General features: G+C 71.4%; 19 protein-coding genes. 5 read left to right on the forward strand and 14 right to left on the reverse strand.

Features of this window, described 5'->3' with window-relative positions; translation table 11 throughout:
• The gene (locus ABZ822_RS06835; protein WP_360847952.1) at window positions 1-1,296 is read right to left on the reverse strand and encodes a M18 family aminopeptidase; all 1,296 of its coding nucleotides are present in this window, start codon (window positions 1,294-1,296) and stop codon (window positions 1-3) included.
• A gap of 162 nt (window positions 1,297-1,458) precedes the next feature.
• On the opposite strand from ABZ822_RS06835, the gene dgt reads away from it, so the two are divergent.
• Window positions 1,459-2,784 (forward strand): dGTP triphosphohydrolase, encoded by a 1,326-nt coding sequence (gene dgt, locus ABZ822_RS06840; protein WP_360847955.1) that lies wholly within the window; start codon window positions 1,459-1,461, stop codon window positions 2,782-2,784.
• Window positions 2,785-2,835: 51 nt separating this feature from the next.
• On the opposite strand, the gene ABZ822_RS06845 is transcribed toward dgt, so the two are convergent.
• The 6 genes from ABZ822_RS06845 to ABZ822_RS06870 all read right to left on the reverse strand — a co-directional run bounded on the left by ABZ822_RS06845 (window position 2,836) and on the right by ABZ822_RS06870 (window position 6,813).
• A complete protein-coding gene (locus ABZ822_RS06845) occupies window positions 2,836-4,137 on the reverse strand; it encodes an MFS transporter (protein ID WP_360847958.1) in 1,302 nt (433 codons plus the stop codon).
• Window positions 4,134-4,838, reverse strand: a complete 705-nt coding sequence (locus ABZ822_RS06850; RefSeq protein ID WP_360847960.1) for a GntR family transcriptional regulator — start codon at window positions 4,836-4,838, stop codon at window positions 4,134-4,136. Before ABZ822_RS06850 ends, ABZ822_RS06845 begins: the two co-directional genes overlap by 4 nt.
• A gap of 103 nt (window positions 4,839-4,941) precedes the next feature.
• Complete coding sequence (locus ABZ822_RS06855) at window positions 4,942-5,391, reverse strand: PIN domain-containing protein (RefSeq protein ID WP_360847963.1); 450 nt, start codon at window positions 5,389-5,391, stop codon at window positions 4,942-4,944.
• Window positions 5,388-5,660 (reverse strand): hypothetical protein, encoded by a 273-nt coding sequence (locus tag ABZ822_RS06860; RefSeq protein ID WP_360847967.1) that lies wholly within the window; start codon window positions 5,658-5,660, stop codon window positions 5,388-5,390. Before ABZ822_RS06860 ends, ABZ822_RS06855 begins: the two co-directional genes overlap by 4 nt.
• A 76-nt stretch (window positions 5,661-5,736) precedes the next feature.
• Window positions 5,737-5,931 (reverse strand): DUF397 domain-containing protein, encoded by a 195-nt coding sequence (locus tag ABZ822_RS06865; RefSeq protein WP_360847970.1) that lies wholly within the window; start codon window positions 5,929-5,931, stop codon window positions 5,737-5,739.
• Between the two features lie 3 nt (window positions 5,932-5,934).
• Window positions 5,935-6,813, reverse strand: coding sequence for a helix-turn-helix transcriptional regulator (locus ABZ822_RS06870; protein ID WP_360847973.1), 879 nt, complete (start codon window positions 6,811-6,813; stop codon window positions 5,935-5,937).
• 243 nt (window positions 6,814-7,056) lie between these two features.
• On the opposite strand from ABZ822_RS06870, the gene ABZ822_RS06875 reads away from it, so the two are divergent.
• A complete protein-coding gene (locus ABZ822_RS06875) occupies window positions 7,057-7,494 on the forward strand; it encodes an ATP-binding protein (protein ID WP_360847976.1) in 438 nt (145 codons plus the stop codon).
• Window positions 7,495-7,625: 131 nt separating this feature from the next.
• Here the strand turns inward: ABZ822_RS06875 and ABZ822_RS06880 are convergent, their stop codons facing one another.
• From ABZ822_RS06880 to pdhA, 3 genes are read right to left on the reverse strand one after another with little or no spacing between them, the layout of a single operon-like run.
• On the reverse strand, window positions 7,626-9,179 hold the full coding sequence (locus tag ABZ822_RS06880; protein WP_360847979.1) for a 2-oxo acid dehydrogenase subunit E2: 1,554 nt from the start codon (window positions 9,177-9,179) through the stop codon (window positions 7,626-7,628).
• Window positions 9,180-9,200: 21 nt separating this feature from the next.
• Complete coding sequence (locus ABZ822_RS06885; protein WP_360847982.1) at window positions 9,201-10,181, reverse strand: alpha-ketoacid dehydrogenase subunit beta; 981 nt, start codon at window positions 10,179-10,181, stop codon at window positions 9,201-9,203.
• 1 nt (window position 10,182) lies between these two features.
• Window positions 10,183-11,337 (reverse strand): pyruvate dehydrogenase (acetyl-transferring) E1 component subunit alpha, encoded by a 1,155-nt coding sequence (pdhA, locus tag ABZ822_RS06890; RefSeq protein ID WP_360847985.1) that lies wholly within the window; start codon window positions 11,335-11,337, stop codon window positions 10,183-10,185.
• Window positions 11,338-11,659: 322 nt separating this feature from the next.
• On the opposite strand from pdhA, the gene ABZ822_RS06895 reads away from it, so the two are divergent.
• Together ABZ822_RS06895 and ABZ822_RS06900 are read left to right on the forward strand one after the other, a co-directional pair.
• Window positions 11,660-12,319 carry a response regulator transcription factor gene (locus tag ABZ822_RS06895; protein ID WP_360847988.1) on the forward strand — a complete coding sequence of 220 codons (660 nt, stop codon included), beginning with the start codon at window positions 11,660-11,662 and terminating at the stop codon, window positions 12,317-12,319.
• A gap of 130 nt (window positions 12,320-12,449) precedes the next feature.
• Window positions 12,450-13,469: a phosphotransferase gene (locus ABZ822_RS06900; protein WP_360847991.1), complete on the forward strand. Its 1,020-nt coding sequence runs from the start codon at window positions 12,450-12,452 to the stop codon at window positions 13,467-13,469.
• Window positions 13,470-13,624: 155 nt separating this feature from the next.
• On the opposite strand, the gene ABZ822_RS06905 is transcribed toward ABZ822_RS06900, so the two are convergent.
• Window positions 13,625-15,232 carry a protein kinase gene (locus ABZ822_RS06905; protein ID WP_360847994.1) on the reverse strand — a complete coding sequence of 536 codons (1,608 nt, stop codon included), beginning with the start codon at window positions 15,230-15,232 and terminating at the stop codon, window positions 13,625-13,627.
• Between the two features lie 310 nt (window positions 15,233-15,542).
• On the opposite strand from ABZ822_RS06905, the gene ABZ822_RS06910 reads away from it, so the two are divergent.
• Window positions 15,543-17,255, forward strand: a complete 1,713-nt coding sequence (locus ABZ822_RS06910) for a protein kinase (protein ID WP_360847997.1) — start codon at window positions 15,543-15,545, stop codon at window positions 17,253-17,255.
• 151 nt (window positions 17,256-17,406) lie between these two features.
• Here ABZ822_RS06910 and ABZ822_RS06915 read toward each other — a convergent pair whose 3' ends face one another.
• From ABZ822_RS06915 to ABZ822_RS06925, 3 genes are all read right to left on the reverse strand, one after another.
• Window positions 17,407-17,970: a bacterial proteasome activator family protein gene (locus ABZ822_RS06915; RefSeq protein ID WP_360848000.1), complete on the reverse strand. Its 564-nt coding sequence runs from the start codon at window positions 17,968-17,970 to the stop codon at window positions 17,407-17,409.
• Between the two features lie 145 nt (window positions 17,971-18,115).
• Window positions 18,116-18,910: a hypothetical protein gene (locus ABZ822_RS06920; protein ID WP_360848003.1), complete on the reverse strand. Its 795-nt coding sequence runs from the start codon at window positions 18,908-18,910 to the stop codon at window positions 18,116-18,118.
• A gap of 279 nt (window positions 18,911-19,189) precedes the next feature.
• A complete protein-coding gene (locus ABZ822_RS06925) occupies window positions 19,190-20,167 on the reverse strand; it encodes an NAD(P)H-quinone oxidoreductase (protein ID WP_360848825.1) in 978 nt (325 codons plus the stop codon).
• Between the last annotated feature and the right edge of the window lie 22 nt (window positions 20,168-20,189).

Raw genomic sequence — 20,189 nt, forward strand, 5'->3', positions numbered from 1 at the left:
TCAGTTCTCCAGGAAGGCGGACAACGCGTTCGCCAGCAGGTACGGGTCTTCCGCACCGCACAGTTCACGAGCCGAGTGCATCGAGAGGATCGCGACACCGATGTCGACCGTGGCGATGCCGTGGCGGGCGGCGGTGATCGGTCCGATCGTGGTGCCGCACGGCATGGCGTTGTTGGAGACGAAGGGCTGCCAGGGCACACCGGCCCGTTCGCAGGCGGCGGTGAAGACGGCACGGCCGCTGCCGTCCGTCGCGTAGCGCTGGTTGACGTTGACCTTGAGGATGGGGCCGCCGTTGGGAACGGGGTGGTGCCCCGGCTCGTGCCGCTCGGCGTAGTTGGGGTGCACGGCGTGGCCGGTGTCGGAGGAGAGGCAGACCGTCCCGGCGAAGGCGCGGGCCTTCTCCTCGTAGCCGCCGCCGCGGGCGAAGACGGAGCGCTCCAGGACGTTGCCGAGGAGGGGGCCGTCGGCTCCGGTGTCGGACTGGCTGCCGTTCTCCTCGTGGTCGAAGGCGGCGAGGACGGGGATGTGGTGCGGCGGGGTGCCTGAGGTGGCGGCGGCGGCGAGCGCGGCCGTACCGGCGTGCACGGACAGCAGGTTGTCCATCCGCGGCCCGGCGAGGAGTTCGCGGTCGCGGCCGAGGTAGGCGGAAGGCTCCACGCTGTGGACCATGAGGTCCCATCCGGCGATGTCCGCGGCGGGGACGCCGGCCTCTTCGGCGACGAAGCGGACGAGGTCGCCCTCCTCCACCTTGCCCAGGCCCCAGATCGGGGTCATGTGCCGCTGCTTGTCGAGCTTGAGGCCGTCGGCGTTGACCGAGCGGTCGAGGTGCACGGCGAGCTGCGGAACGCGCAGCAGCGGGCGGTCCACGGACACCAGCGCGTGCTCCCCGCTGCGCAGCGTGACACGGCCGGAGAGTCCGAGGTCCCGGTCCAGCCAGGTGTTGAGCAGGGTGCCGCCGTAGATCTCGACGGCGATCTGCCGCCAGCCGTGCGCGCCCGTGTCCGGGATCGGCTTGACGCGCAGGTTGGGGGAGTCGGTGTGCGCGCCGACGATCCGGTAGGGCGTCTCGGGGCCCGCTCCTTCCGGCACGTACCAGGCGATGATCGCGCCCCCGCGCAGCACGTACTTCCCGCCGGCCGCGGCGTCCCACGCGGCGGTCTCCTCGACCTTCCTGAAGCCCGCCTTCTCCAGCCGTTCCGCGGCGTTGGCCACGGCGTGGTAGGGCGAGGGGCTCCTGTCGAGGAAGCCGGTGAGGTCGTCGGTGTGTCCGCGGTCGAAGCGGGGCTGGGGGCTCATGCCGACAGCATAGATACGGGGCGCCCCGGGGTCTCATGGGCGCGAGCTCCGGCGTGCACGCCCGAGCGCGGCACCGGGCCGCGCGCCGCAGCGCTCCGCAACCGCGCCGCTCCGCACCGTCGCGCGTGGTCCGTACCGGCCGGGCGGCGTAGCATCCGCCGCATGCGACCGGCCAAGTACAGCGACGACGACCTGGAACAGCACTCCCTGGGCCGGCGGGTGTCCGACGACGGCCAGCGGTCGGGCTTCGAGCACGACGTGGACCGGATCCTGTACTCGACGCAGTGGCGGGCGCTGGCCGGCAAGAGCCAGGTGGTGGCGAGCGGCGAGCTGGGCGCGTACCACACGCGGCTGACCCACTCGATGAAGGTGGCCCAGCTCGGGCGGCGGATGGCCGAGCGGCTGGAGCGGCAGTACGGCGGCCCCAACCCGGCGCTCGTCGAGGCGGCCTGCATGGCGCACGACATCGGCCACCCGCCGTTCGGGCACGCGGGCGAGACCGCGCTGCGGCGGACGATGGACGAACTGCGGTGCGCCGACGGGGTGCTGGACAGCTTCGAGGGCAACGCGCAGACGCTGCGCGTCCTGACCTTCCTCGCCGCGCACAAGTACCCCGGCCACCGCGGGCTGCACCTCACCCGGGCCTGCCTGGACGCCTCGACGAAGTACCCGTGGGAGCGGGCTCCGCTGGACCAGGACCCGGCGCGGCATGTGAAGTGGGGTGTCTACGTGGCGGACCGAGAGGCGTTCGCCTGGGTGCGCGCGGGCCGCACCGGCACCGATGTGCCGGTCGAGGAACAGGTGATGGACTGGGCGGACGACGTCACCTACGCCTGCCACGACGTGGAGGACTTCTACCGCACCGGTCTGATCCCGCTCGCCTCGCTGTTCCCGCCGCCTGGGACGGCGGGCGGTGAGACGGAGCGCGAGACCGAGCGCTTCCTGGACTACGTCCAGCAGAAACGGGCGCGGGAGGGCGTGGAGTTCGACCGCGGGGCGGCGCGCGAGCTGATGGCGGACATCGGCAAGCGGCTGGCGGTCCCGGCGCCGTACAGCGGCAGTCACGAGGACGCGGTGGCGGTCAACCGGCGTACGGCGGACCTGATCGCGTACTTCACGCGCGGCATCGAGCTGGAGGTCGGCGGCGCCGCGGCGATCCGGTACGGCGCCCGCCTGGTCATCCCGCCGGAGCGCCGCGCGGCCTGCGACCTGCTCAAGGAGCTGGTGTGGGCGTACGTCATCGACCGTCCGGCGCTGGCCACGCAGCAGCACGGCAAGCGGCGGATCGTCGGCGAACTCCTGCGCTGGAGCCATGAGTCGCCGGAGCTGCTGCCGCCCGACCGGGCCGACGAGCTGCAGCTGCACGGGGATCCGCTGCGGGCGGCCGCCGACCATGTCGCGTCGCTCACCGAGGACCACGCCATCGCGCTCCACCAGAGGCTGTCCGGGGCCGGGCTGGGGTCGGTGAACGACAACGTGTGGCCGTGAACGGCCCCTTCGGCGCGATTCGGCGGGGGCGTACACGGCCCTGAGCGCGGTCTACGCGGGGACGTGCACGGTCTCCACGCGGCTGGCCACCACGCGTTCGCGTTCGCGCCGCTGCGCACGCCCGCGCAGCCGCAGGATCTGGGAGATGCCGAACGCCTCCAGGACGAAGACGGAGGCGAACGCGATCCCGTACCGGTCGCCGGTCAGGTCGAGCAGCACGCCGATCGCCAGGAGCGTGACCATGGAGGCGGTGAATCCGCCCATGTTGACGATCCCCGAGGCGGTGCCCAGGCGCTCGGGCGGATTGGCCGGACGGGCGAAGTCGAAGCCGATCATCGAGGCAGGTCCGCAGCCACCCAGCACCAGGCAGAGCGTGATCAGCAGCCAGGCCGGCGTGTGCCCGCCCGGCCAGAACAGGGCCGCGCCCCAGGTGAGCGCGGTCGCCGCGACCGTACCGAGCGCCAGCGGCATACGGGCCCGGTGGTGGCGGGCGATGACCTGGCCGTAGACGAGGCCGATGACCATGTTGGACAGCACGACCAGGGTGAGCAGTTCACCGGCCTCGGCGCGGGAGAGCCCCTGCGCCTCGACCAGGAACGGCATCCCCCACAGCAGCAGGAACACCATCGCCGGGAACTGGGTGGTGAAGTGCACCCACATCCCCAGCCGCGTCCCCGGCTCCCGCCAGGCCGCCGCGATCTGCCGGCGTACGAACCCCTTGGCGTGGTGGCGGGGCGGCGGCTCCGGCGCGTAGCCCTCGGGGTGGTCCTTGAGGAAGAGCAGGACGAGCGTGAGGACCACCGCGCCGCCGACAGCGCTGCCCGCGAACGTCGGTGTCCAGCCGATGTCGTGGAGCAGGCGCGCGAGCACGATCGTGGAGATCAGATTGCCCGCCATGCCGATCAGCGCCGCGATCTGCCCGATCAACGGCCCCCGGCGGGCGGGGAACCAGCGCGAGCCGAGCCGCAGCACGCTGATGAACGTCATCGCGTCGCCGCAGCCGAGGAGGGCCCGCGAGGCGAGGGCGGTGGCGTACGTGTGGGAGAGCGCGAAGCCGAGCTGGCCGACCGTGAACAGGACGATGCCGAGCGTCAGGACTTTCCGGGTGCCCAGCCGGTCGACGAGCAGGCCGACGGGGATCTGCATGCCCGCGTAGACGAGCAGTTGGAGGATGGAGAAGGTCGACAGGGCCGAGGCGTTGATGCCGAAGCGGTCGGCCGCGTCGAGTCCGGCGACGCCGAGGCTCGTGCGGTACGTGATCGCGACGAAGTAGACGGCGACACCGAGGCTCCAGACGGCGACGGCCCGGCGCCCGCCGGGGGGATCACCGGGCAGGCGTATGGCTGAGGTCACCGGCCCGCACCCCACGCCTCGCCGCTCCGCCACTCGCCGCCCCACCGCTCGTCACCCCGGACGAGGACGCGGACCCAGCTCACGTGCTGGTGCACGGCCTCGGCCGCCGCGTCGGCGTCACCGCTGCGCAGGGCGCGGAGGATCTCGGCGTGCTCGGCGATGTTCTTGGCGATCCGGTCGGGGTGCGCGTGCATGACGGCGACGCCCATCCGGAGCTGGCGGTCGCGGAGTTGGTCGTAGAGGCGGTCGAGGATCTGATTGCCCGCGCTGCGCACGATCTCCGCGTGGAAGCAGCGGTCCGCCACGGCCACCGCGGACAGATCGCCCGTCTCCGCGCACCGCTTCTGCTCCTCCAGCAGCTCCTCCAGCCGCGCGATCAGGCGCGGGCTCGCGGGGGCCACCTTGCGCGCGGCGTGCTCCTCGACGAGAAGGCGGGTCTCGACGACGTCGCCGATCTCCTGGGCGGAGACGGGCAGGACGAGCGCGCCCTTCTTGGGGTAGAGCTTGATCAGCCCTTCGGCCTCCAGCCGCAGCAGCGCCTCGCGCACGGGCGTACGGGACACCCCGACGGCCTCGGCGAGCCCGCCCTCGGTGAGCAGCGTCCCGCCTTCGTAACGGCGGTCCAGTACGCCCTGTTTGACGTGGACGTAGACGCGGTCGGCGGCGGGGGGCTGCTTGGCGGGGGCGGACGCGGAAGCCATGCGCACATCTTAGATACAACACGTATGCGTCAGCATCGGTCGTCCGCGATCCGGACGGGGGCGGAGACGGGGGCGGAGACGGGGGCGGGGAAAGCTCCGACGACTACCCCTGCGGCAGCACTTCCAGATGCTTCTCCCCGGCCGTGCGGGGACCGATCGTGTGCCGGTAATGGCCATCGAACGAGAGGATCACCGGGCTTCTGAGCTTCCACGCCAGAACTGCGTTGACGGCGTCCGTGAGCCCGATCGCTTGTCCCTGGTACCGGCGGAGGAGATCTGCCGCCTCTCGGATCGCCCCGTGGTCGACGTGCGCGATGTGCACCTGCCCCAGCGAAGCGAGGGCCGCAATGCGCTCCGCTGCCTGCACAGCGGTGGTTTCCCCAGCCTTCGCCGTCAAGAGGTAGTCGAGTTCCGCGAGGACCAAGGGAGACACGACGAGAATGCGGGCTGTTGTGAGAACACCCACGCCCTCCTTATGCAGATTGTCACGGCGGTTGAAGGCGGCGAGGAGGACGGAGGTATCGGCGACAGCAAACGGGAGCGGTTCGGTCACTGCCCGAACCCGCCACGCAGGTACTCATCGGCTCGCGCTGACAGGTCCGCCGGCCCGTCGAAGAGCTCCCAGTCCTCAGCGCTCGCCGGACCCGCAGGAATCACGACTCTTCCTGCCACCCACTCCTGCACCATTTCTTCCGGGGTGCGCCCATCAATGGCTGCGAGGTCACGCAGCATGTCAGCAATGGCACCGGAGACGGTGACCTGCGCTGTGATGGACTCTTCCGGGACGTGAGGCGGCAGGGCCGCCTCGTCTGCGGGACTCATCGCGGATGCTCCCTGTTCGCGGGTCTCCCTCGTAACGGTAGCGGGCTCTGCCGGTACGCGCCCAGAACTCGCCCCGCTACGCGGCGTCGAAGCACCCCCGCACCAGGGCCGCACGGAACGCGACCCACTCGGCGGGGGCGAAGCGGAGTATCGGACCCTCCGGGTCCTTGGAGTCCCGCACGGCCACCGTGCCGGGGACGTTGGTCGCGACTTCGACGCAGTCCAAGCCATCTGCGCTGCGGCGCGATTTCACGAAGACGAACTGCGGCATGCTTCAGATCTCCTTGTGGATTCGCTCAACCAGATCGCGTGAGTCCCGCTCCGACAGCGCCAGCCTCACGGTCCGATCGAAGATCTTGTCGTGCGCGAGCGCGCCGGACTCGCTCTCCAGGCAGATCATTCCGGACGGGTTGTCCGCGTAGACCACATCCAGGGCCGTGGGTTCGGCGAATGTGACGATGTTGAACGGCCCGATCATGCCGGGAAAGCCGCCGGCGCTGAACGGAACCACCTGAAACGAGACGTTCGGGTAGTGGGACACACGCAGCAAGTGCTCCAGTTGCCTGCGCATCACGTCAACGCCCCCAACACGCTGCCGCAGCACGGATTCCCACACCACTGCCCACACGTTCAGCGGCGTCTCTCCATGGAGTCGCCTCTGCCGGTTCTGCTTCACCTCCACACACTGTTGAATCTCGTCCGGGTCATCAATCATGGCTTGATCACGAGCGAGGGCGGCTGTGTATTCCGGCGTGTGCAACAGGCCCGGCACCAGCGCTACCTGCCACGTCCGGATGCGCACCGCCGCGTCCTCCATCGCAAGGTACTCGGCGATGGCTACATCGGGGTAGCGCTTCCACCACCCGCTCGCCTTGCGGCGCTCCCGGTCCAGCTTGGCCACCTCAAGGAGAGCGTCGACGGCCTTCTGATCGCTCAGGCCGTACAGGGCGCACAACGCGCGGACGTCGGGATCCCGGAACGGCACCCATCCCCGCTCCATCTTGGCGATCTTCGCGGCGGTAGCGCTGAGAGCATCAGCCGCTTGAGGCTGTGTCAGCCCCGCCGCGGTTCGCAAACGCAGGAGTTCGCCGCCCAACCTCCTGGCCAGCACGGTCGATACGCGGTTTCCCAGAGCCGCCCGATCCCTTGCCACGACACCTCACTCTCCAAACCGGCATCAGTTTGCAGCGGTTCACGAGGCCACACAACCAAGACCTGGAGACATATTTCTCCGAGACGGCTTGCACGGCGCTCCCGTGCGTCACTACCTTCGGTACGCAACCGCTCGCACAGCGAAGCCAGTTGGCGGAAGGGCGCCGCCTCGCCATGCCCAGGCGACGACGGCAACGCCACCGCCGCACTCGGAAATCCCCAGCTCAACCGGAGGCGTGAGCCCATGGCCGTCCCGCAATCCGAGACCGTTCTCCGTGAGGACGCGCTCAACTACACCGCGAGCCCGCGCAGCGTCTCCCTCGCTCGCCGACGAGCGGCACGGCTGGTCACCGAGTGGGGCCTCGCCGGCCTCGCCGACCGAACGGCGCTGGTCGTCAGCGAGTTGTCGACCAATGCCCTACTGCACGGCACGCTGCCCGGCCGTCTCTTTCGCGTACGGCTGGCCCTGATCGCCTCCGCCGTACGCGTCGAAGTCAGCGATACGCGTGGAGAACGCCTCCCCCGCGTACGGACGGCCGCCGAGGACGAGGCTTCCGGCCGCGGGCTGCTGCTCGTCGGCAACCTCGCGAACCGCTGGGGCATCATGCCCCGCAACCCCGGCAAGACCGTCTGGGCCGAGCTGGACATCGTCGAGGGAACACCGCTGTGGCAGTCACGGTGAGGGCGGAGAATCCGCTGAGTCGACAGACGCACGGCACGTTCACGACCGGTTCCGAACTCCGTGACATGCGACGGAGAGGGCCCGGACGCCGAGCGTCCGGGCCCTCTCCGAGTCGCTGCCGACCGGCCGTGCTACGTCCAGGTCATCAGCCGCTTCGGGTGCTCCAGGACGCCCGCGATGTCCGCGAGGACCTTCGAGCCCAGCTCGCCGTCGACCAGGCGGTGGTCGAAGGAGAGCGCCAGCGTGGTGACCTGGCGGGGCTTGACCTTGCCCTTGTGGACCCAGGGCTGGAGCTTGACCGCGCCGAAGGCCAGGATCGCCGACTCCCCGGGGTTGAGGATCGGGGTGCCGGTGTCGACGCCGAAGACGCCGACGTTGGTGATCGTGACCGTGCCGCCCTGCATCGCCGCGGGCGACGTCTTGCCCTCGCGCGCGGTGGACACCAGCTCGCCCAGAGAGGAGGCGAGTTCGGGCAGGGTCTTGGCGTGCGCGTCCTTCACGTTGGGGACGATGAGGCCGCGCGGGGTGGCCGCGGCGATGCCCAGGTTCACGTAGTGCTTCTGCACGATCTCCTGGTTCGCCTCGTCCCAGGCCGCGTTGACCTCCGGGTTGCGGCGGATCGCCACGAGGAACGCCTTGGCGACCATGAGCAGCGGGTTGACCCGCAGCCCGGCCATGTCCGGGTCCTGCTTCAGCTCCTGGACGAGCTTCATCGTGCGGGTCACGTCCACGGTGACGAACTCCGTGACGTGGGGCGCGGTGAAGGCGCTGGCGACCATCGCCTGCGCGGTCGCCTTGCGGACGCCCTTGACCGGCACACGGGTCTCGCGCTCCCCGGCAGCGACGGCGGGCGCCGGGGCCTCGGCCGGTGCGGCCTGCGCCGCGGGGGCCTGCGCGGCCGGTGCGACGTCCCGCACGGCCATGGCCGAGGCCGCCGCCGCGTGCACGTCGTCCCGGGTCACGATCCCGTCGGGACCGGTCGGCGTGACCGTCGCGAGGTCGACGCCGAGGTCCTTGGCGAGCTTGCGGACCGGCGGCTTGGCGAGCGGACGTCCGCCCGGCGCCGCGGACGCGGACGGCCCGGCGGGCCGCGCGCCCTGCTGGGGCGCGGTGACGGCACCGGCGTGGCCGTTCATCTCGGCCTGCAGGGCGGCGGCCGCCCCGTTCTGGCCGGGGACGGACGCGGCCTGGCCCGGCTGCTGCTTGCGCGGCCGGCGCTTGGTCGACGAGGCGGAGACCCCGTAGCCGACGAGGACCGGCTGACGGCCCTGCGGCTCGTCACCGCCCTCCGAACGCGCGGGGGTGGGCGCCGGGCCCGTCTCGGCCGCCTCGCGGGTGGCCTCCTCGGTCTTCGGCGGCTCGAACGCGGCGTCACCGGCCGCCGGGGCGGCCGAACCGCCGCCGGGCGCGGTGTCCACGGAGATGATCACCGTGCCGACGTCGACGGTCGTCCCCTCGGGGAAGCGCAGGTCGTGCACGGTCCCGTCGAACGGGATCGGCAGCTCGACGGCGGCCTTGGCGGTCTCGACCTCGCAGACCACCTGCCCGTCGGTCACGGTGTCGCCCGGCTGGACGTACCACTTGAGGATTTCGGCTTCCGTCAGTCCTTCGCCGACGTCCGGCATTCGGAACTCTCGGATGGGCGTGCCCCCGGAAGAATTCCGGGGGAGCGTCGTCTCGGTCATGGTCACGATCTCCTCGGCCCCTCAGTACGCCAGCGCGCGGTCGACGGAGTCCAGCACCCGGTCGAGCCCCGGCAGGTATTCGTCCTCGAGCCTGGCCGGCGGGTACGGCGCGTGCATGCCGCCGACCCGCAGGACGGGTGCCTCCAGATGGTAGAAGCACCGCTCGGTGATCCGGGCCGCGATCTCCGAACCCGTCCCCAGGAACACCGGCGCCTCGTGGACGACGACGAGCCTGCGGGTCTTCTCCACCGACCGCTGGACGGTGTCGAAGTCGACCGGGGACATCGAGCGCAGGTCGACGACCTCCAGCGACTTGCCCTCCTCGGCCGCCGCGGCGGCGGCCTCCAGGCACACCTTCACCATCGGGCCGTACGCGGCCAGGGTCAGGTCCGTGCCCTCGCGCACGACGCGGGCGGCGTGCAGCGGGCCGGGGATGGCGGTGGTGTCGACCTCGGCCTTGTCCCAGTAGCGGCGCTTGGGCTCGAAGTAGATGACGGGGTCGTCGGACTCGATGGCCTGCTGCATCATCCAGTAGGCGTCGGCCGAGTTGGACGGGGAGACCACCTTGAGCCCGGGAACGTGCGCGAACAGCGCCTCGGGCGACTCGCTGTGGTGCTCGACGGCGCCGATGCCACCGCCGTAGGGGATGCGGATGACGACCGGCATCTTGACCTTGCCCAGTGCGCGGGCGTGCATCTTGGCGAGCTGCGTGACGATCTGGTCGTACGCGGGGAAGACGAAGCCGTCGAACTGGATCTCGGCGACGGGGCGGTAGCCGCGCAGCGCGAGGCCGATCGCCGTGCCGATGATGCCGGACTCGGCGAGCGGGGTGTCGATGACCCGCTCCTCGCCGAAGTCCTTCTGCAGACCGTCGGTGACGCGGAAGACGCCACCGAGCTTGCCGACGTCCTCACCCATGACGAGGACCTTGGGGTCGGCCTCCATGGCCGTGCGGAGCGAGGCGTTGATCGCCTTCGCCATCGCCATCTTCTCGGCAGCCATGTCAGTTCCCCTCCGCGTCCGCGAACGAAGCCTGGTACGCGGCGAACTGCGCGCGCTCCTCATCGACGAGCGCGTGCCCATCGGCGTAGACGTGCTCGAACATCGCCATCGAGTCCGGGTCGGGCATGGCGCGCACGGCCTCGCGCACCCGCTTGGCGAGTGCGTCGCTCTCCTTCTCCAGCTCCGTGAAGAAGGCGTCGTCGGCGGCGCCCTGCTTCTCCAGGTGGGTCCGCAGCCGCAGGATCGGGTCCTTGGCCTCCCAGGCGGCCCGCTCCTCGTCGAGGCGGTAGCGCGTGGGGTCGTCGGAGGTGGTGTGGGCGCCCATGCGGTAGGTGAACGCCTCGATGAGCATGGGGCCCTGGCCGCTGCGCGCCCGCTCCAGCGCGGCGCGGGTGACGGCGAGGCAGGCCAGCACGTCGTTGCCGTCGACGCGGACGCCGGGGAAGCCGAAGCCCTGGGCGCGCTGGTAGAGGGGGACGCGGGTCTGCTTCTCGGTGGGCTCGGAGATCGCCCACTGGTTGTTCTGGCAGAAGAAGACGACGGGAGCGTTGTAGACCGCGGAGAAGGTGAAGGCCTCGGCGACGTCGCCCTGGCTGGACGCGCCGTCGCCGAAGTAGGCGATCACGGCGGAGTCGGCGCCGTCCTTGGCCACGCCCATCGCGTAACCGGTCGCATGAAGCGTCTGCGAGCCGATGACGATCGTGTAGAGGTGGAAGTTGTTGCTGTTGGGGTCCCAGCCGCCGTGGTTGACGCCGCGGAACATGCCGAGCAGGTTCGTCGGGTCGACCCCGCGGCACCAGGCGACGCCGTGCTCGCGGTAGGTCGGGAAGACGTAGTCGTCGTCGCGCAGCGCGCGGCCGGAGCCGATCTGCGCCGCCTCCTGACCGAGCAGGGAGGCCCACAGGCCCAGCTCGCCCTGACGCTGGAGCGCCGTGGCCTCCGCGTCGAATCGGCGGGTCAGCACCATGTCCCGGTACAGAGCGCGCAGCTCCTCCTCGGACAGGTCGATCGAGTAGTCGGGGTGCTCGACCCGCTCGCCCTCCGGCGTCAGCAGCTGTACGAGCTCGGGGCGGGCGTCGGCCGGCGGCTTCTTGGCGCCGGTGCGCTTGCCGCTGCTGCGACGCGGTTTCCGCGCGGCAGTGCTCTCCACGGTCACGGTTGTGCTCCTCCGTCTGTCCGGCCCCCGGGATCCGCCGGCGGCCAGTTAGGGCTCACCCGCTTCGAACGGCGCACGGGGTATGTGCGGCGCGGCCGAACCGGGCGTGACAGGTGCCCCGGACGTGGCCTGCAGAAGGCACGTTACCCAGTGCGCCACACCTCCGCCTAACCCCTCTGACCTGCGTTTTTTCTTGGATATCCAAGTAAATTGAGAGGAGTGCGGGAACTGCACTGGTCACAGCCCTGCGGGCTGCCGGGACAACCGCACGGTATCCCGGAGAACTGGGGCACGGGAAGAGCCAATATGTGACACTGACCCCGTGGCCGAAGGCGGAGAAACCAGGGTATTCCTGGTCGACGACCACGAGGTGGTACGACGCGGCGTGCGGGAACTGCTGTCCGTCGAAGAGGACCTCGCGGTGGTGGGAGAGGCCGGTTCCGCGGCCGAGACCCTGGCCCGTATCCCGGCTGCGCGGCCGGATGTGGCGGTGCTGGACGTACGCCTTCCGGACGGCAGCGGCGTCGAGGTGTGCCGCGAGATCCGCTCCCGGGACCCCTCCGTCGCCTGCCTGATGCTCACCTCGTACGCCGACGACGAAGCCCTCTTCGACGCGATCGTCGCCGGGGCCTCGGGCTATGTGCTGAAAGCGATCGGCGGCCGGGAGCTGCTCGCGGCCGTACGGGACGTGGCGGCCGGCAGGTCCCTGCTCGACCCGGTGGCCACCACCCGCGTCCTGGAGCGGTTGCGCGAAGGGCGCGGCGCCGTGACGGACGACGGACCGACCCGGCTCACCGGACAGGAGCGGAAGGTCCTCGAGCTGATCGCCGAGGGGCTGACCAACCGCGCCATCGGCGAACGCCTCCACCTCGCGGAGAAGACGATCAAGAACTACGTCTCCAGCCTCCTCTCGAAGCTCGGCATGGAGCGCCGTTCGCAGGCCGCCGCGTACGCCGCCCGGCTGCAGGCGGAAAAACACTGAACCGGACCAGCCGTCCGCCCGCTCCCCCGCATCCCCACAGGGCCGCCGCACGCCCGGCCCTCACCTGCGGAGGTATCTCTGCGCGCTCGTGCGGGCACGTTGTGTGACGAAGTCATCTAACATCTGGCGAGTGCCGCGCACATATGACACTCCCGTCGCGCTCAGCGCCCTGCTCCGCCGGTACGAGGGCACCGGAGAGCCCCTGTCCTGCGAGCGGGTCGCCCAGGGCCTGCTCAATCGCGGCTACCAGCTGGCCACCACCCGTGGCCGGTACTTCCTCAAGCACCACCTCGACGGCGACAGCGAGGCCATCGCCCACCAGCACGGCGCCATCACGCGGCTCGGCGCGCTCGGGCTCCCGGTCGTGCCGCCCCTGGCCGACGCCGACGGCCGTACGGTCACGGTCATCGGCGACGCCTGTTACACCCTCCACCCCTGGATCGACGGCAGGCACCGCGACGGCGCCGAGCTGACCTGCGCCCAGTCGCGGCGTCTGGGCGCGCTGCTGGGGCTGGTGCACACCTGCCTGGAGCGGGTGATGCAGCAGTCGCCCGTCCCGGAGTCCGAGGCGCGGGTGGAGAGCGCCGACCCGTCGGACACCTACGAAGTCATCGAGGAACTGCTCCGCCTGGCGCGCGCCAACCATCCGCGCGACAGCTTCGACGAACTCGCCGAGCACCGGCTCGTCGAGCGCCGCTCCCTGCTGGAACGCCACGCCCACGAGCGTCCCGAGGCCGGTGCGGAGCCCGCGACCGGCTGGGTGCACGGCGACTTCCACCCGCTGAACCTGCTCTACCGCGGCGCCGAACCCGCCGCGATCCTCGACTGGGACCGGCTGGGCGTCCAGCCGCGCGCGGAGGAGGCGGTGCGCGCCGCGGCGATCTTCTTCGTACGGCCGGGGGGCACGCTGGAGCTGAGCAAGGTGCGTCCGTACGCCCGCGCTTACCGGGCGGCGACCGGCGCGAGCCCCGCCGAGCTGGCGGCGGCCGTCCACCGGGTCTGGTGGGAGCGGCTCAACGACTTCTGGATGCTGCGCTGGCGCTACCAGTTGCTGGACCGCCGGGCCGATCCGCAGTTCCCGGCGGCGGCGGCGCTGTCGGTGTGGTGGACGCGCGAGTACGAGGCGGTGCGCGACGCCTTCGCGGGCTAGGCCGTGTCCACCGGTCAGGGCTTCACCGGGCGGCTGCCCTCACGGGGCCAGGCGCCTTCACCGGGCGGCTGCCCTTCACGGGGCCAGGTGCCTTCATCGGGCGGCTGCCTTCACGGGGCCAGGTGCTTCACCGGGGGCGGCTGCGCCGTCCCCGGTCAGTTGCCGCCCACCGGGTCCGGCAGGCTCGGGTCGGGCGACGGCTCGCCGTTGTCCCCGTCGTCCGTGCCGCCCGGGTCAGGGGACTCCTCGCTCGGGTCGCCGCCGCTCCCGCTCGACGTGCCGTCCGAGGGCTCGTCGGTCGGCTCGTCGGGGGCCGACTGCGAAGGGGTCTGCGACGGCGTCTGGCTCGGCTGCTGCGAAGGCTCGGTGGACGGGGTGTACGAGTCCTGGCCGCCGATGTCGTCGGCCGGATCCGGCTCCGTCTCCTCCTCCTGGGACTTCGACGGCTTGTTCTCCGTCTTCTCCGGGGCCGTGGTCGCAGGGTCGTCCGACGTGTTCCCGTCGGACTGCGTGCCCGCGCGGTCCAGCGCGTAGGCGGCTCCGAGGATGATCGCGATGACGGCGAGCGCGGCGAAGAGCCACATCTTGCCGCGGCCGCCCTTGCGCTTCCCGCCGCCCGGGCCGCCGTGGCCGTCGAAGCCGCCGTCGTCGGGGCGGGCGCCGGGCAGCATCGGGCCGGCGGCGCCCATCGGCGTCGTGCCGGTCCTGAAGGACGGGGGAGTGTCGCCGTGGTGCGGATGCGGCAGCACGGTCGTGCCCGCCGTACCCATGGCCGGGGTGCTGGCGCCGGTGTGCACGACGGGCCCGGTGTCCCAGACGCCGGTGTGGCCACCGCGCTCCTGCAGCATCTGCAGCGCGTACTGCACGAGGCCGCGCATCTCCTCGGCGCTCTGGAACCGGTCGTCCGGGTCCTTGGCGAGTGACCGCATGACCAGCCCGTCGAGCTCCGGCGGCACGCCGTCGGCGGCCTCGGACGGCGGCACCGGGTCGTCCTGGACGTGCTGGTAGACGACCGAGAGCGGAGTCTCGCCGGTGAACGGCGGCCGCTGGGCCAGGAGTTCGTAGAGCAGGCAGCCCGTGGCGTACAGGTCCGAGCGGTGGTCGACGGCCTTGCCGAGGGCCTGCTCGGGGGAGAGGTATTGCGGGGTGCCCATGACCATGCCGGTCTGCGTCATCGTCGACTGCGCGCCGTGCAGCGCACGGGCGATGCCGAAGTCCATGACCTTGACGGCCCCGGTGTGGGTGATGATGACGTTCGCCGGCTTGATGTCCCGGTGCACGATGCCGTGGTGGTGGCTGTAGGACAGCGCCTCCAGCACGCCGGAGACGATGATCAGCGCCTGGTCGGGCGGCGGAGCCTCGGCGTTGAGCAGCAGATCGCGGATCGTCCGGCCCTCGACGAGCTCCATGACGATGTAGGGCACGGTGTGCGGGCCCACGACGTCCTCACCGGAGTCGTAGACCGCCACCACCGCATGGTGGTTGAGGCCGGCGACGGACTGGGCCTCGCGCGTGAAGCGGGCCTTCGAGACCGGGTCCTCGGCGAGATCGGCGCGGAGCAGTTTCACTGCAACCGTTCTGCCCAGACGCACATCTTCCGCAGCGAAGACCTCCGCCATACCGCCACGGCCGAGGCGATGCGTGAGACGGTAGCGACCGTCGCCGACGAGCCCGCCGGCACCCCACGCCTCCGGGACTTCGGGGGCACCCCCACCGGTGGCGTCGGGTTCGGACGGGCCCTGGGCGCGCTGCGTCTGTGCCATCAGTCCTCGCCGTCGTTTCAGTCCGCGACTGTCCGTGCGGTACTACGTCTTCCTTAAAGCACGCTACAGGGTCCAGGCGGGGGTCCGGATCGTGATGGACCGGCCATCCAACCTCCGAGGGGTCCCCCGACGCAAATCACATCCTGGCTCGTAACCATTGAGAGACGCTTCTTGCGCATCCGGTCACGGAACGGGCATGCGGCTTGACGTGTACCGGCCCTGGGGCAGACTTGGCCGGGAATCACGGTCACGGGTCGACAGCACCGGGCCGCAGTGCAAGGCCGTGGGTGCCACGGGGGGAGCAGAACAAATGAGCCAGGACGGCGCACAGGGCCGTTACGAGGGCCGTTCCGTCGGTGGCGGCCGCTACCAGCTGCGCGATCTGCTGGGCGCCGGTGGCATGGCATCGGTCCACCTGTCCTACGACTCCGTTCTGGACCGGCAGGTGGCCATCAAGACACTCCACACCGAGCTGGGCCGTGAGCAGTCCTTCCGCGAGCGGTTCCGCCGCGAGGCCCAGTCCGTGGCCAAGCTCTCGCACACCAACATCGTGTCCGTCTTCGACTCCGGCGAGGACGAGATCGAGGGCGCCCTGGTGCCCTACATCGTCATGGAGTACGTCGAGGGCCAGCCGCTGCGCTCGGCCCTGGACGCGGACGTCGCCCAGTACGGCGCCATGCCCGCCGAGAAGGCCCTGAAGATCACCGCGGACGTCCTGGCCGCGCTCGAGGTCAGCCACGAGATGGGCCTGGTCCACCGGGACATCAAGCCGGGCAACGTGATGATGACCAAGCGCAACGTCGTCAAGGTCATGGACTTCGGCATCGCGCGCGCCATGCAGTCCGGTGTCACCTCCATGACCCAGACCGGCATGGTCGTGGGCACCCCCCAGTACCTCTCGCCCGAGCAGGCCCTCGGCCGCGGCGTCGACGCCCGGTCCGACCTCTACTCCGTGGGCATCATGCTCTTCGAGCTGCTCACCGGCCGCCTGCCCTTCGACGCGGACTCCCCCCTGGCCATCGCGTACGCGCATGTGCAGGAGGAGCCGCCGGTCCCGTCGTCGGTCAACCGCGCGATCCCGCCGGCGGTCGACGCTCTCGTGGCGCGGGCCCTGAAGAAGAACCCCAACGAGCGCTTCCCGACGGCCGAGGCGATGCGCGACGAGTGCGCCCGCGTGGCCGGGAGCGGACAGACCGGGGCGACGCCCAACGTCGTCGCCGGCGGGGCCGCGGCCAACAGCGGAGCGGCGGTCGGCGCCGCCGTCTTCCCGCCCGTGGACCAGGGGACGCCTCCCCCGCCGAACGTCCACACGCCGTACACCGCGCCGCAGCAGCAGGGTCAGCCGATGGGCGGCTTCGGGCCGTCCACGCCTCCCCCGCCGCACGCGATGCAGCAGCAGGGCTACCAGACGCCGGGCCCGCACACCCCGGCCCCGTCGCCGTACAACAGCGGCCTGCAGACCCCGCCGCCGTACACGATCACTCCCCCGCCGTCCCAGGGGGCGTCCTCGGGCGGCAGGAGCAACATGCCGGTGGTCGTGGGCGCGGTCGTCGCGGCGCTGCTGGCGGCCGGCGGGCTGATCACCCTGCTCGTCCTGAACAACAACGACGACGGCGGCGGCTCCGTGGCGAACGACAAGGAGACGACCCGGACGACGACCGAGGGGTCGGACGGCGGCGACTCGGGCGACTCCGAACCCGACTCCGAGGACGAGGACACGGGCGGTGACTTCAACCCGGGCGACAAGACCAAGGTCATCGACCGCGAGGAGTGCACCGAGCCGAACGAGTACTGGGACGACGACAGCAAGATCTCGGCCCCGCAGTTCCAGTACTACGACGTCACGTCGGTGAAGGAGTGCCTGAACGCGGCGGGTTGGAAGTACAGCGTGGTGTACGAGAACGAGAACACCTGGGGGAAGGACATCGTGATCCGGCAGACCCCGCTCACGGGTGATCCGTTCGACCCCGACGACAAGACCGACAAGTTCGTGCTGACGGTCTCGACGGGCAAGTCCGCCTGAGCCCTCCCCGACGGGAGAGACCGGCAGGACCGGCAGGAAGCGCAGGACCGACAGGAAGGGGCCCGGCACGCCGCGTGCGTGCCGGGCCCCTTTCCGCGTACGGGGTCCTGTACGGGGTTCTGGAGGTGGAGACGGCCCGCGGCGGTCGTCGCTACAGGTACGGGCCCGAGCGCGCGCCGCCCATCTGCGGCCCCTCGTCCTCGCCCTCCGGTCCCATCACACCCGGGGGCAGCGCCCGGCGCATCTGCTCGAGCTGCGCACGCGCCGCCATCTGCTGTGCGAAGAGCGCCGTCTGGATGCCGTGGAACAACCCCTCGAGCCAGCCGACGAGCTGGGCCTGCGCGATCCGCAGTTCGGCCTCGGTCGGTACGACGTCGTCGGTGAAGGGCAGGGACAGCCGCTCGAGCTCTTCCACCAGCTCCGGCGCGAGGCCGTCCTCCAGCTCCTTCACGGAACTGTGGTGGATCTCCTTCAGGCGCGCCCTGCTCGCCTCGTCCAGAGGCGCCGCCCGGACCTCCTCGAGCAACTGCTTGATCATGCTGCCGATGCGCATGACCTTCGCGGGCTGTTCGACCATGTCCGTCAAGGGAACCTCGCGGGACTCCTCGCCGCCCTCTCCGCCCCCGGAGCCGGCGCTGCCGAGAGGCATCCCGTCCGCCCCGACGACCAGGACGTGCGGGCTCTCCTGTGACCGTTCATTCCTCGGCATCTCCATGCCGCCCATTCTCTCTCACCGTCGCCTCTCGACGGTTCTGCCCCCGGAAACGGCTGATCCACCGCTCCGGCTCGCACGGAACGCGACGCGCGACGCCTGGTGCCGTAAGCGGTGAGGGCGCTGCCGGGGAGCGCGAGGCCCGCTCTCAGCGCTGCCGCAGCCTGATGCCGATGTACGCGAGGCCGAGGCCCATCAGCGCCAGCCCCGTACCGATCGGCAGCACCCGCAGCAGGCGCCCGGTGGGCTGCGACGCCTGATCGCCGCGCTCGTCACCGACGGCGGTGCCGCTCCCCGCTGTCTCGTCGGAGGACGGGTCGACGGGCGGCACCCCGACGTCGGTCCAGTCGGGCTCCGGCTCGGGCGGGTCCGGATCGTACGGCAGCGGGGGGCGCCAGGCGCCCTGCACCTCGCTGTCGTCGGCGGCGGGCGGGGTCTCGGTGGGCCCCGCGGAGGCGTCGGGCGGGCGTGGAACGCCGGACGGGGGGCGGGGAGCCTCGCGGGTGGGCGCATCGGTCGGGGCGCCCGGGTGGTCGCCCCTGCCGGGCGGGGGCGGAGCGCCTGGATCACGGGGTACGTGGGGCTCTCCGTCGCCGGGCCGGGAGGGCCGGGACGGGTCGCCGTGGCCGGAGGGGTCGGGCGCCTCGGGGACGCGTCCGGGCTTCTCCCGCCCCTCGGCCGCGCGCCGCCCGGCGTACGGACCGCTGCGGTCGTCGTCCGCCCTGGTCGGACGGGGTGGGGAGTGGTGGGGCAGGCCGGTGAGGAGCAGCGGTGCGCCCGAGGGGCCCGTCGAGTGAATCCGGGGGAGCTGGGGCGCGACGGAGCCGGTACCGCGGCCCGCGAGGAGCGGGGACTGATCGCGGGCGAACACGGTGGGGGCCGGCAGGAACGCGGCCCCCACCAGGAGCCCTATGGCGAGTCGCGAGCGCAGCGCTGAGGCCACGGCAGTGACCCCCTCCCGTGCCGAGCGGTCAGGGTGACCCTTCCGATGCAGTGTTCAGAGTCACATGTCGGATGAAATCCGGCATCTCGGACGGGAGTCGGGGTCGAATCCGGTTTTCCGCGGGGCGGAAGCCCGTGGGACCGGGGCCCGTGGGACAGGAGCGCGTGGAAAGGGAATGCGTAGGACAGGGGGGACGGGGTGCGGGGGACGGGAGCCCGGCGGGCCGAGCGGTGCCGGACGGCGACCGTCGGACCGTGCGTCCCTTGGACCGTGCGTCCCTCAGACCGTGAGGAGGATCTTCCCGACGTGGACGCTGCTCTCCAGCACCCGGTGCGCCTCGCCCGCGTCCCGCATCGGGATCGTCCGGTCCACCACCGGCTTCACCCGCCCGGTGGCGAACAGCGGCCAGACGTGCTCGCGCACGGCCGCCACGATCGCCGCCTTCTCCGACAGCGGACGGCCCCGCAGCGAGGTGGCGGTCACCGCGCCGCGCTTCATCAGCAGGGCGCCCAGGTCGAGTTCGCCCTTGCGGCCGCCCTGCATGCCGATGACGGCGATCCGCCCGTTCACGGCCAGCGCCTTCACGTTCGACCCGAGGTACTTGGCGCCGATGATGTCGAGTACCACGTCCGCCCCCGCCCCGTCCGTCGCCTTACGGATCTCCTGGACGAAGTCCTGCTCGCGGTAGTCGATGAGGATGTCCGCACCCAGCTCGCGGCAGCGCTCCAGCTTCTCCGGACCGCCCGCCGTCACCGCGACCTTCGCGCCCACGGCCTTCGCGAGCTGGATCGCCATCGTCCCGATGCCGCTCGCGCCGCCGTGCACCAGCAGCGTCTCGCCCGGCCGGAGATGGGCGATCATGAAGACGTTGGACCACACCGTGCACGCCACCTCCGGCAGCGCCGCGGCCGACGTCACGTCCACACCCTCCGGCACCGGCAGCACCTGGCCCGCGGGGACGACGACCTTCTCCGCGTAACCGCCGCCCGAGAGCAGCGCGCACACCTCGTCGCCGACGGACCAGCCGGAGACGTTCGGCCCGAGGGCCGCGATCCGGCCGGAGCACTCGAGACCGGGGTAGGCGGAGGTGCCGGGCGGCGGGTCGTAGAAACCCTGGCGCTGCAGCACGTCGGCGCGGTTGACGGCACTCGCCGCGACCTCGACGAGGACCTCGCCCTCGCCGGGTACGGGATCCGGGACCTCCGCCCACACCAGGGCCTCGGGTCCTCCGGGTTCGGGAATGGTGATCGCGTGCATAGGCATGGCCGCGAGGCTACTC

It is taken from the genome of Streptomyces sp. NPDC047108 (assembly GCF_040643575.1).
Lineage (GTDB): Bacteria > Actinomycetota > Actinomycetes > Streptomycetales > Streptomycetaceae > Streptomyces.